At 56.3% G+C, this 13,573-nt stretch carries 8 protein-coding genes; all 8 read left to right on the forward strand.

The genetic code is table 11. The annotated features are described in order from the left end of the window. Positions 1 to 309 precede the first annotated feature (309 nt). Positions 310 to 3,390 carry a SusC/RagA family TonB-linked outer membrane protein gene (locus B5G09_RS05015; protein WP_087404303.1) on the forward strand — a complete coding sequence of 1,027 codons (3,081 nt, stop codon included), beginning with the start codon at positions 310 to 312 and terminating at the stop codon, positions 3,388 to 3,390. 13 nt (positions 3,391 to 3,403) lie between these two features. Further along, positions 3,404 to 4,816, forward strand: a complete 1,413-nt coding sequence (locus tag B5G09_RS05020; RefSeq protein WP_087404304.1) for a RagB/SusD family nutrient uptake outer membrane protein — start codon at positions 3,404 to 3,406, stop codon at positions 4,814 to 4,816. Between the two features lie 66 nt (positions 4,817 to 4,882). Further along, a complete protein-coding gene (locus tag B5G09_RS05025; protein WP_241147577.1) occupies positions 4,883 to 6,106 on the forward strand; it encodes a DUF4929 family protein in 1,224 nt (407 codons plus the stop codon). A 69-nt stretch (positions 6,107 to 6,175) separates the two neighbouring features. Further along, positions 6,176 to 8,998: a M16 family metallopeptidase gene (locus tag B5G09_RS05030; protein WP_262481260.1), complete on the forward strand. Its 2,823-nt coding sequence runs from the start codon at positions 6,176 to 6,178 to the stop codon at positions 8,996 to 8,998. Further along, entirely contained in the window at positions 8,979 to 9,938 is a 960-nt protein-coding gene (locus B5G09_RS05035) for a ChaN family lipoprotein (protein WP_087404307.1), read from the forward strand. The genes B5G09_RS05030 and B5G09_RS05035 overlap by 20 nt, the downstream gene beginning before the upstream one ends. A 287-nt stretch (positions 9,939 to 10,225) precedes the next feature. Continuing rightward, positions 10,226 to 10,897 (forward strand): TetR/AcrR family transcriptional regulator, encoded by a 672-nt coding sequence (locus B5G09_RS05040; RefSeq protein WP_087404308.1) that lies wholly within the window; start codon positions 10,226 to 10,228, stop codon positions 10,895 to 10,897. Positions 10,898 to 10,955: 58 nt separating this feature from the next. Next, positions 10,956 to 11,777: a class I SAM-dependent methyltransferase gene (locus tag B5G09_RS05045; RefSeq protein ID WP_087404309.1), complete on the forward strand. Its 822-nt coding sequence runs from the start codon at positions 10,956 to 10,958 to the stop codon at positions 11,775 to 11,777. A 29-nt stretch (positions 11,778 to 11,806) separates the two neighbouring features. Continuing rightward, positions 11,807 to 13,570 carry an ABC transporter ATP-binding protein gene (locus tag B5G09_RS05050; protein WP_087404310.1) on the forward strand — a complete coding sequence of 588 codons (1,764 nt, stop codon included), beginning with the start codon at positions 11,807 to 11,809 and terminating at the stop codon, positions 13,568 to 13,570. Positions 13,571 to 13,573 lie beyond the last annotated feature (3 nt).

Below are 13,573 nucleotides of genomic sequence, written 5' to 3' on the forward strand. Positions count from 1 at the left end.
TAAGCAGTAATGACGAGAATTTCAGGCTCACAGGGAGCTCCGTTTTTATTATGCAAGCTGAACTCTCATGATACTGGGAAATACCTAAAACTCGGGATTGTTTCTCTTTTCCCTTGAAAGTACTTTTGTCCCCGTATTTGAAAATGCGAGTCACAACGCAGCTAACGATGTTTTTCAGTCTAAATAGGTTTAAATCTGCAAAAACTCTTGAGAATGCGTTCCGAGCTCCATAAGCGAGCAAGCTACAGTCCTATCGAGCACATCTCCATATCCAACATAATGTTATATATACGAACAAACCGGCTCTGAATGAAAAAACATTACCTCGCAATTCTCCTCTCCTGGATACTGCCAGTGTTGCCAAGCATGGGTAGCTGGGCTCAAGAAAAAACGGTCAAGCAACATTGCGAGTTGAGCGGCACTGTCACCGACAACCACGGGCAGCCCCTTCCGGGTACCACCGTGCGCATCAAAGGCACCATGCAGGGAACCGTTACCGACACCAACGGGCACTATACGTTGCGCGGAGAATGGGCCATGGGAGACATCGTGCTCTTCACCTTCATCGGCATGAAGGAAGTATCCGTAAAGTATACCGGACAGAAAGTTCAGGATGCCGCCATGCAGCAGGATGCTACCGATGTGGGTGAAGTGGTCGTGGTCGCCCGCCGCAACATCAACGAACTCGACATCCGTGCCAAATCGGGCGTCGTACAGCGCGTAGACATGGAACGTCTGAACGACAAACCGATGATCGACATGTCGCTCGCCCTGCAGGGAGCCGTTCCGGGACTGATTGTCACCAACACGGGCGACCTGGGCTCGAAACCCCAGATCCGTCTGCGCGGGAACTCATCGTTCCGAGCCGGAGATACGGCCAACGAACCCCTCTACGTCATGGACGGACAGATCATCTCTTCGGATGCCTTCCTGACGCTCAATCCTGCCGACATCGAAGAGATCAAGGTCCTCAAGGATGCTGTGGCATGCGCCCTCTACGGCGTAAAGGCAGCCAACGGCGTCATCGAAATTACCTCCCAGCGCGGAAACCCCGACGGAGTACTCAAAGTTAACTACGACTTCAGCATCGGCGTCACGCTGCGCGGCCGCCGCGGCGTGGAGATGATGCAGAGCGACGAAAAGCTGGAGATAGAACGTCTGTTGCAAAATCCGTCTACCCCCGGGTATCGCTACAGCGCCGACTATTACCGCAAATACTACCCCAACGATCCGAGTCTCGACGAAATGATCGCCCAGGACTCTCAGATCCTCGATTCGCTGCGAGGCATCAACACCGACTGGTTCCGGGAACTCATCCGCCCGAACATCTACCAGCGGCACAACATCAGCATCCGCGGAGGTAACGACAACACCTCCTACTTTATTTCAGCGAACTACTCCCAACAGGGAGGCCGGGTTCCCGGGAACGATGTGCAGCGCATCTCCACACGCATGAGCCTCGATCAACGACTGGGCCGCTGGGGCTACCTCTCGCTGGCCAGTGACGCCGGATACTCGATCACGAACACCCCGAACGGCAGCTCCTTCTCGCCGACGGACCTCGTCTATCAGCTCAACTCGTACGAGACCAAAACCAGCCCGCTGGTCTCCTTCTCGAACGAATCCTCGGAGTATACCTACAACGACCTGCTGAGCCAATACCAGAGCAAATCCACCGACAAGCATGCCGGCATAAGCGGATCGCTCAACCTTCACCCGGTCGAAGGTCTCGACGTCGATGCCGTAGCGGGTGTGGATTTCATGTTGGACGAAGGTCTCACGTTGCTGCCCTCGACCTCGATTGAGGAGCGCAAGTCGGGCGCGGCCATCAACGAACGGGGTCGTCTGACCAAGAACAAAAATGTTACGACCAACGTGTCGTCGAACATCCGTCTGACATATAATCGGGTCTTTGCGGAACGCCACGACCTGACCATCGGCGGCAACATGGACTACTACCTGACGGATCAGGACAACGTCTCGATCACGGGCTACGGCGTCGGCACGCAGATGTCACCGGCGGCCATCAACCAGTCGATCACCGGCAACCGCAAACCATCGGTCGGCTCACTCAAGGAGAAGAGTGCCCAGATGGGATTCGGATTGGTGTTCGGGTACTCGTTCGACGCGACCTACGACCTGTTTGCCACCTACAAGACCGACGCCTCGTCGATCCTCCCGGCCGACAAACGGTGGAACGCCGCTTGGGCCGTCGGTGTGGGCTGGACCCCGACCCGCTACGGATTCCTGCGCGACAGCCGTGCCATCACGTCACTCAACCTCAAGGCTTCGTATGGCAAGATGGCCAATCTGGCTGGCGTATCTTCGGCTTCGGCAATCGGAACCTTCTCCTATTCGACGGATTTCTATGGAGATGCCCGTCTGCTGGAACTCCTGGCCTTCTATAATACGGACCTCAAGCCCGAGCAGACCGAATCGATCGATGCGGGGCTTTCGCTCGAACTCTTCAAGCGAGTGACTCTCGGCGTGAACTTCTACCGCCGGGATACCGAGGATGCGCTGCTGTCGGTTCCCATCTCCCTCTCGAACGGGTTCTCGACCATGCTGCGCAACATCGGCGTACTGCGGAATGAAGGATACGAACTCTCCGCCTCGGTCAAGGTTGTGGATCGGGATCCCTGGCGTCTGTGGCTGCGTGGATCGCTGGCCTACAACCGAAACAAGGTGATGGATCTTTATTATGCCGACCGGATCTACGCCAGCGCCGAGTCGATCATACCCGATTACGAAGTGGGAAAGGCGTACGACATGCTTTACGGTCTGGAGTCGCTGGGGATCGATCCCATTACGGGACTTCCGGTTTTCCGAGGGGCTGACGGTCGCGAGATCCCCGCCACGGAGACACCCTCCAAAGAGAATATCGTGGCGTTGGGCCACAGCACGCCGCCCTACAGCGGATCGATCAACGTGAGTCTGTCGTACCGCAGTTTTGATCTGGACATGGACTTCTACTATGTCTTCGGAGGCGTGCGCCCCTACAACTACACCTATGTCCGCAACACGGACGACGCCAACAAGAATGCGATCCGCGGTCAGGTCGACAACATGTGGTTTAAGCGCGGCGACGAGAACAAGATCTACCACTCGCCCTTCTTCAGCTCCTCGGCAATCGCCTCGCTCAACTACGCCAACACGATGACAGTCGGCAAGAGCGACTACTTCAAGATGTCGATGCTGTCGCTTCGTTACCGGCTCTCCCCGGCGTGGCTCGAACGCAACTGCGGCGGGGTGATCAAGTATGCCAGCGTGGCGTTCCAGGCCTCGAACCTCTTCATGATCACGCCCTACAAGGAGTCGGACCCCGAAACCGGATCACTGGCCGGGACGATGCAACCCGTACTGACCTTCAACCTCAGTCTCACCTTCTGAAACAATGACATCCATGCAAAAAATCATCAGATATGCACTTTCGGGGCTGATTGCAATGCTGGGCAGCACGGCCTGCACGCTGGATATCCCCTATGAAAACCAGCTCTCCGACCCGTCGGCCATCACCTCCGTGACGACGGCCCGTGAGTTGTTGGCCTCGGCCTACGACCGACTTCCCAACCCGGAGTTTGAGCTGTCGGTGTTGAGCGACGATTTCGAAACCACCTCGCTCATTTCGCGCAACAGCGACCTGGGCAACCTCTACAAATGGCAAACATTGCCCATGACGAATCTATCCCTCACGCTCTGGCAGGGCTACTACGAATCGATTGCCATTGCCAATGCCGTGCTCGAACGCACGGTGGCGATCTCACCGCAGAACGAAAGCGAGCAGGCTGACCTTGCGGCTGTGAATGCCGAAGCCAAGGCTCTGAAGGCCTACTGTTACTTCGACCTGCTGCGCCTCTTTGCCCCGGACATCTCCGAGGGCGGCAGCCGCGACGGGGTAATCCTCAAGGAGCAGTTCGAGTTGGAATTCCTGCCCCGTTCGAGCATCGACGCTTGTGTGGGCTACATCCGCACCCTGCTGACTGAAGCCGTAGCCACGGAGAACAGTCCAGAAACAGCCTATTGGATTTCCCAGCAAGGGGTGCGGTGCCTGCTTGCCGAGCTGGAGCTCTATGCCGGGCAGTATGAAAAGGCGGTCGAGTGGGCCAATCTCGTGCTGACCACGGCTAGCGGGTACGATCTTTTCACGGAGACGAACTACCGGCAGCTGTGGAACGGTGGAGCCGGTCCCGAGAGCCTCTTCTCGCGTCACACGACTGTCCCGTTCTATCTGGACATGCGTTACGACACCGAAAAGGGCGATTTCCTGGAGGTTTCCGAAGAGCTCGCGGCAAGTTACGACACGGGGGATCTGCGCGGAGAGGAGAGTATCTATCCGAAGGAACTTCCGGGCGAGACCGTGGGCGAGACGATCACGATGCGCTGCCTGGGCAAGTACAACCGCATGAACTGGGACGCTACGGAGATCTCCTGCATCCACAAGCTGCGCACCGTGACGGCCTGCTTCGTACTGGCCGAGGCCTACTGCCTCCAGGGCAACCACGACGGCGAGGCACGCACGGCGATCAACGAATACCTCACACGCCGCAAGGCCCGGCCGCTCGACGAGGCGCTTACGGGTGACGACCTGTTGCAGGCCGTTCTCGCCGAGAAGCAAAAGGAGTTCGTCGGCGAGGGCGAGCGCTGGTTCGACCTGAAGCACTACCGCAAAGGGGTGCTCGCCGACTGGGGCCAGGGGAACAGCGACAAGCGCATCGACGCCACGGACTACCGCTGGACGCTGCCCATCCCCCAGGAGGAGTATTTCTACAACGAGAACGTCACCCAGAACGAGGGGTGGCCCAAGATCGAGAACTGATCCGGCATGAGCCAATCCGGATCGGACCAGATAACTGAACATTCACCATCAAAAAAACGCAGAAAGATGAAAAAAGTATGCTTTTGGGGCGGGGTGCTGCTGACGGCAGCCGTCGCCATGACCTCCTGCAACGAAGAGAAAGCCACCGGTTACTCCGGTACGAATAGGATCTATCTGACGGCGGCCGACAACAACGCCGTCATCACGGAGTCGGATGCCACGCCGCTCGAAGTGGAGGTGTCCCTTACGTCGTCGGTCGAGACGACCACGACGCTGACCTTCCGTCTGGAGGATGACACGCAGGAGCTGCTCCGTCTGGAGGGCAACCCCGTGACGATCGCCGCAGGTTCGAAAACGGCGTCATTCCAGGTCATCTCAAACCTCAAGAACCTCCTTGCGGAGAGCATCTACATCTCTGTGGGCATCGATGCCGCCCAGTTGCCCGCAGGCATGGAACTTGCCGGGACGCTGCGCATCCGTGTCAACCCCAACCCGGCCATTCCCGAACTGACCGAGGAGCAGAAAACGCTGATCGATGGCTACAAGGAAAAGTTCGGCATCGACCTCAACGAATTCCTCGGCGTGATGAAGTGCACGACGACCCTCAACATCCCGGGCAACGGCATGACCAACGACTTCTCGACCCCCAAGACCGAGGAGATCCCGGGTCAGACGATCATCACCCTCAGCGAGGAGTCCACGGCCGAGCAGCCCGTACTGAAGATGGTTGACAATCCGATGGGACTGACCGAACACCTCTACCGGGTCTTCCGTCAGAATACCATCGACGATGACGAATATTGGAACAGCACGGATGAGGATTACGCCTCGCCGAGCAATCAATATCTGATGGAGACCATCAAATGGACGCCGACCAGCAACGAGACCTTCAACGTCAAACTCGACGGCATCAAGTGCCGGAATATCACCGCTACGGGAGCCGATCTCGACATCCTCGGCGAGGCGAAAGCCTACGAAGGGACCGATTATGAGACCGTCTATTCGCCCGTTGTACCGTTTGAGTATTCGTTCTCGGCCTGGGATCGACAAAAGGCAATTCTCGAGACCGGAGATGCCGAAATGATGGATGCCTATATCTCGGGAGGCTCGGCCGAACCCAGCTACTATCTCTTCTCCTACAGCGTCGACGAAGACGGCTACGAAAACGGCAACTGGATCGAGAGCAAGGGCCATATCGACTTCGAGAAGGGCGAGATGACCTTCCAGTTCGTCATGGACCACTACTACGCCGGCGACTATACAATCGTACACGTCACCTACACGAAATAAGAACACCGTTAACCCCGAACAATCATGGGCGAACGTATTCAGAGAATCATCCGGAACTCGGCTGTTGGCATGCTGGCAGCTCTGTTCCCGGCTTTATTACAAGCTCAACCGGAGCCTCTGCCATTGCCCCGGGGGACCTGCGAAGGGGTGCTCCCCAACGGGTTACACTACATCCTTCGCCAAAATGACCTTCCGGCCTCGCGCATTGAATTCCGATTAGTATTGAGGACCGGATCGGTCCAGGAGCTTGATCGGGAGAAGGGTTGTGCGCATTTTCTGGAGCACGTCGCCTTCGGCGGTTCGCGTCACTTCCCCGACAAGTCGCTGCAAAGCTACCTCGAAACGCTCGGAATGAAGTACGGCGTGGATATCAACGCCTTCACGAGTCAGGACCGGACGATCTACCTCTTCGCCGTGCCGACCGACACCCAACGCAAGGGGGTCATTGACAGTGCCCTGCTGATTCTGCGCGACTGGCTGGACGGTCTGGTGATCAGCCCCGGACGAGTTGAGACCGAGCGGGGTATCATCCTCGAGGAGCTGCGCGGGTATGACGTCGGCGACGACTTCTACGACCTGAAGATCGGCGAGGGAATCCATGCCCGGCGATTGCCGCTCGGCACGATCGAGGACATCCGGCGCATCACACCGGCCACACTCGAGAACTACTACCGGAAATGGTATGTGCCGGAACTGGCAACAATCGTTGCCGTGGGCGATTTCGACACGTCGGAACTGGAGGGAAAAATCCGCGAACAATTCTCATCGCTCGCACCCCGCAAGGCCCGCGACTTCAAGGTCTATCCGCTCGAATACACCCCGGGAACCCGGGTGTTTGAGATCCGCGATTCGCTCTACAACCGCACTCAACTCGAGGTGATGATCCCCCACCGGAGCATCACGGTCCGAACGCTGAACGACGCCGTGGCCAAAGCCCGCGAGGAGTTGCTCATCGAGGCCCTCTCGGCCCGGATGCGCGGCCGCGAAATCCGGACGACAATCTCCGACACGTGGTATCTGAGCGACAAGAGCCACTTCACGGTGACAACGGCTGGTTCTTCGCGCGAAGAGCTGCTCGACGCTCTTGCGCATCTCTCCTCGGCCCTGCACGATTTGGTAACGGTCGGCTGGGATGAGGCAGAGCTCGCCGATATCCGTACTCACCGCTGCAACCGGATGGCGCACTTCGAGGTCGATGCCCCGCAAAGCTCCTCGGCCTGGTGCGACGACTTCGCGGATTATATCCTGGCCGGCGACCGCATGATCCGTGACACGCTCCTCTACCGTCGGATTATCGACTCCATGGCGGCAACGCCCGGAACCCTGCTGCAGGAGATGCTCCGCCAGCGCCTGTCGGGTTACGACGCCGCAGCCCGAATCGCCTGCCACAGCCATCCGGGACTCGGGGCACCCCTGACATCCGAAGAGGTCGATGACGCCTGGCACAGGGGCGCCGCAACCCCTTGCGAGCGCTATGTCTATGAGCCTCGGGAAAGCAGAGAAACCGAGATTCCGGTCGAAATTCCGCGTTGCCTGTCCGTCCGTCCTCCGTTCGAGTCGTCCATGATCGTCTCGACCCGGGAATATCCCGGTCTCGGCGTTCGCGAGGCCTTTCTGCAGAACGGTATGCGAATCATCATGCGTCCGACACCCGGAGGCGGCAAGGTGCTGTTCACGCTGATCGCACCCTATGGCACATCCGCGATTCCCGACGATCAATACCCGTTGCTCGAAGGGACAGCCGGGTACCTGGAGATGGGCGGCATAGCCAAAGCCGACCAGCAAAAGCTCTCGGAATACCTCTATCGCAACGATATCGCATTGTCGATGACTCTGGAGAACCATTGGCACGGTTTCATCGGTACGACTCCGGCTCAAACGGCTCCTGTTTTCTTTAACTTGATTCGGGAAAAGATCTTCGATCCGGAACTCAGATACGACGAATTCGAGGAGCTCCGCCAGGAAATGCTTCAGGAGAAGGAGGAGGAGTCGCTGCTGAGCCGTATGCTGCAACGCGCCTCCGACCGTCAACTTTCGGCACGCATGGACGAACTCACCGGATCGGCCATTCCGCGTCACGCCACGAAACTCCCGAACAAGGAGATTGCCAATCGACTCAATCTCGACAGCATCGCGGCATTCTATCATCGACTCTACACCCCGACAGAAGGGAGTTGTGCGGTAATTACCGGAGAATTTGATCCCGATACGCTTTTGACCCAGTTTGCCGCAACATTTGCGCCGATCCCGGCTCAAGCCCACGGTCCCGAATTCGGATATCGGCAGCACCATCTCCCGGGACAACGGTCGGTCGAAGGGTTCGATAACGACAACGAAACCCAGACCCTGTTCGATTACATCTATCCGGGATATTACGAACCATCACTGCGCAGCAGTTTGAAACTCAAACTCATGCGAGACATTCTGCGCAACCGGTTAATCTCCATTCTTCGAGAGCGGGAGTCGCTGGTCTATTCACCCTATATTGCTCTCTTCTACGAAGGCATTCCAACACGCAGTTTCTGTTTCGACATCAATGCTTCAGCCGACAACCGCAACATGCCGGCCATAGACACGCTGCTGCGCACGATCATCACCGATCTGCAGATCCGGGATGTTCCGGCTCAAGAGCTGGAAAATCTCAAACGTTCCTTCCGAATAGCCAAACGAGAAGCGCTGACCGACGATGCCGCATCGAACTGGCGAAACGTTCTGGTGGGCATTATTCGGAATGGGGAGACGCTTTCCGATTTCGAGGAGTACGACCGGATTCTCGAAACCATTACCCCCGCAGAGTTGCGAGAATCCTTTTCGCAACTCATCGATCCGGAATATTACGTATTGTTGTATTTGAGCAAAGAAAAACTGAAAGATGACACGTCCGATCGTTAGGCTGCTGTGCAGCCTGTTGCTGCTGGCGCCGCTCTGCACGGCCGCCGGCCCTGCGCCCCGTTCCGGAGCCGAAACGGAGGCCGCCCCCCGGAAGGAGAAATCCGGCGAAGCCCGGCATGCCAGAGGCGAACTGCGCGCCTATGCCCTCTACGACAGCGAGGGGCACGAAATCACCTTCGGCGAACTGATCGACCGGCTCACCCCGTATGATGCGGTCTTCGTCGGCGAGGTGCACAACTGCCCGATCACCCACTGGCTCGAGCTGAAGATCGCCCAGGCGCTCCACGAACGCCACGGCAATAGTTTGGTTATAGGCGCCGAAATGTTGGAAAGTGACATCCAGCTGATACTCGATGAATATATGCAACGACTCATCTCGCCAGACCGCTTCGGTGCAGAGGCCCGGTTGTGGGACAACTACGAAACGGATTATCATCCGATCGTCTTTTTTGCCAAGGAGCATGGCATTCCGTTCGTGGCTACGAACGTTCCGCGGCGCTACGCCAACAGTGTTCGCAACCACGGTCTCGGCATCCTCGATTCGCTCTCTGATGAGGCCAAACGCTACATAGCTCCGCTGCCCATACCCTTCGAATATGACGAAGCACAGAGCCAGGCCACCTTCGGCATGATGGCCATGCTCGGACACGGCAGCGACACACGCCGGCTGGCCGAGGCTCAGGCCGTGAAGGATGCCACAATGGCCTGGTTCATCGCCCGCAATTTGAAGGAGGGGTGCCAATTTCTTCACTTCAACGGCAACTTCCACTCCGACTTCCACAACGGTATCATCGCCTACCTGGAGCGTTATCGACCCGGCACGCAGGTGGTCACGATCGCCTCGGTGCGGCAGTCGGAGATCGACAAGCTCTCCGAGGGGCAATACGGACGGGCGGATTTCTACATCTGCGTCCCCGAAGAGATGACCAATACCTACTGATCCGAAACAAAGAGCGGCTAACTGCGTTTTCTGCAATGAGGAAGTGGCATGCCCCGCATACAATTTTCCATCGTTCACTCTTCTGTTGAATAGACTCTCACCTCATTTGGATAGCTGAAATAGCATTACAAGCCGGGACGCACACCTGTTGAACTTTGATATGCAGCGCAAAGAACAACCCGCCATTGCGTAGAGCTACTATTTTTTCACGCTATCACTCATCATAGCGCTTGCCAATCGGCTGTGCCTTGCTTCCATTAAGAGCAAAAATCCTAAAAAATGGGTATTTGACATCTCTTGGCAACCTGCTTTCTTTGTATTATCAAACATGGGTCATCCATATGCGACCGCTTAAAGACAAAACATACAAGGCTATCCTTGACGCAGCCCGAGGCGAATTTCTCCTTCATGGTTACAAAAATGCATCCATGCGGACGATTGCTCGCAGGGCCGGAGTAGGAACCAGCAATTTATATAACTATTTCGAAGGGAAAGACCGTATTTTCCGGGCGATTGTCACTCCAGTCCGGAATCGTCTGTTTTCATTCATTGCCGAGCAACACAGCAAAGAACGGGTATCCTGTAGCCGAATTGCCCCTTTCGGCCATGACATGGAGGTCGTGGAAAAATATATTGATCTGGTTTGGACATGTCGGGAGGAAATTTGGCTGCTGCTTTATGGAGCAGACGGCTCTTCGGAATCCGGCTTCCGAGACGCCTTGACCGATCACATCACGCGCGTCAGCCACGAATACCAGAAACTGGAAATTACGTATTTTCACCGTACAAAATCCGTATCGCCGTTTTTTATCCATATCATGGCGGCCTGGACGGTCAGCGTATTGGGAGAGATTGTTACACACCGCCTGGACCGGCCAAGGATCCGGGAGTTTTTCCGGGAATTTTTCCAGTTTGAATATGCGGGTTGGATGGCCCTGACCGAACCGAGGAGAGCTTAACAGTTCTCCTCTTTTTTTGAACAAAACGGAACATTGTTCTCTAAAAAACAGAAGAGGTATGAAACCAACGTATGATTTTAAGAACGTGGTCGCCGAGACCCTGCTGATCCCGCTTTACATGCGGGCCAAGGAGAGCCGTCGCGGCGATGCAGCGATCCTGTGTGATCGTGAGGCTGAACGCCTCATGCAAAGTATCAGGTACGATTACAGCCGTTTCGACGGAGCGCCATTGAGCGAGGTGGGCTGCGTGGTGCGGGGATGGTATTTCGATCGGGCGGTCCGCCGGTTCATCGATCGGCATGACCACCCGATTGTCGTCAATGTAGGATGCGGACTTGATACGCGGGCCCAACGGCTCGGGGAGAATCCGAAGGCGGTTTTCCGCGAACTTGACCTGCCGGAAGTTATTTGCCTGCGGCGGGAACTGATTCCCGAAACGGAGCATGATCGCTATATCTCCGCCTCGCTGACGGACACGGACTGGATGGATACATTGAAAACGGCCTTCCCCGACGGGGAGTTCATCTTTGTCGCCGAAGGGGTGTTGATGTATTTCTACGAGTACCAGGTCAAGGAGTTCGTGCACCGCATTGCCGACCGTTTCCCGGGAAGCGAGTTGTGGTTCGATGTCTGCGGAACGATCATGTTCCGACGCGGGATCAAGCCCGATTCGCTACGTGGGCACAAGGCCGAAATCCGTTCGGGAATCAGCGACGGACATCTGCCCGAGCGCTGGGATGCGCGGCTGGCACTCATCGAACAGGCCAACTACATGAAGTTCTTCCGGTCACGCTGGGGCTTCCTGTTCGGGCAGATTCTGGGACGCCTGCCCCGGCTTTGTTTCGGATTCAGCTCCATGCTGGGATACAGAATCAAATAGGATTGTCTGAAAGATAAATACGGATATCCATGAAAATTCTGAGAAAACTGCAGCACTATATGGGGCCTCGCCGAGGGCTACTGCCTCTTGCCATGATACTCTCTGGATTGAGCGCATTGACAGGAATAATTCCATATGCACTGATTTGGTTGATTGTTAGAGACCTGTTAATCAGCGGCGGCATGCCGACTGATATGGAGCGAATCTCCGCCTTCGCATGGTGGGCTGTCGGGACATCCGTTGTCGGCATAGTCCTTTATTTTGCAGCATTGATGTCTTCACATTTGGCAGCCTTCCGGGTGGAATCAAACCTGCGCAAAGAGGCCATGCGCCGTATCGTCGGCATGCCGCTTGGATTCTTTGACTCGACTACCAGCGGCCGCATCCGCAAGATCATTGACGACAATGCGAGCATCACGCATAGTTTCCTGGCTCATCAGATGCCCGACCTGGCAGCAACCGTATTGGTGCCGGTCGCGGCTCTCGGATTGATTTTCTTTTTTGATTGGCGACTCGGAGCGGCCAGTCTGGTCCCGATGCTCTTCGCAGGCGGATTGATGGCGGTCATGATAGGCGGCAAATCGCAAGATTTCATGCGGGAATACATGAATGCATTGGAAGAAATGAACACCGAAGCCGTAGAATATGTACGAGGCATCCCCGTGGTGAAGGTATTCCAACAGACCCTCTTTTCATTCAAGAATTTTCACCGGAGCATCCTGTGCTACAAGGAGATGGTCACCCGATATACGCAGGCCTGGGAGCATCCCATGTCAGCGTATACGGTCCTTATCAACAGTTTCGTCTACATATTGGCCCCGGTGGCGATTCTGCTTATCGGCCGGACCGGGGAGTATATGGATATTTTACTCGACTTCTTCCTTTTTGTCCTCGTGACTCCACTCTTCTCGCAATGCATCATGAGAAGCATGTATCTGAGCCAAGCGGTAGGCCAGGCCTCCGAAGCCATTGCCCGCCTCGACGAACTGACGGCTGTCGCCGGATTGCCGGTTCCCGAAGCGGTCCAATCACCACAGTATTTCGATATTGACTTTGACAGGGTCACTTTTACCTATCCGGGGGCCCGACAAAGAGCCGTCGATGGCGTCAGTTTCAGAATCCGGGAAGGAGAGACCGTCGCTTTGGTCGGAGCCTCGGGAAGCGGGAAGACGACGCTCGCCCGGCTCGTACCACGATTCTGGGATGTGGATGCGGGTCGCATCTCGATTGGCGGGGTGGATGTCCGGGAGATTCCCCCAGCAGAGCTGATGCAGCGAATTTCCTTCGTCTTTCAGCGCCCACGGATGTTCAAGGCCACCCTGCTCGAGAATATCCGCTACGGACATCCGGATGCCTCGATCGACGAGGTGATGCAGGCCGCTGACGCGGCGTGCTGCCGGGAGATTATCGAACGGCTGCCGAATGGGTTGAGGACCGAGATTGGCGTGAACGGCACCTTTCTCTCCGGAGGTGAACAACAACGGATAGCTCTCGCCCGGGCCCTGCTTAAAGATGCCCCCATTGTGCTTTTGGACGAGGCAACGGCCTTCTCCGATCCCGAGAACGAACACCTGATCCAGTCGGCCTTGCGTAATCTGATGCATGGAAAAACGGTACTGATGATTGCCCATCGTTTGTCAAGTATTACGGATGCAGACCGTATTCTTGTGATGGATCGGGGGCGTCTGGTCGAACAGGGGACACATGAGAAACTGCTGTCCGAAAACGGAATTTACCGGCGGATGTGGAAGGAATACCAGCAATCCACCGAATGGACCCTTAAAAAGAATTGACAT

Source organism: Alistipes sp. An54 (assembly GCF_002159375.1).
In the GTDB taxonomy this organism is placed as follows: Bacteria; Bacteroidota; Bacteroidia; order Bacteroidales; family Rikenellaceae; genus Alistipes; species Alistipes megaguti.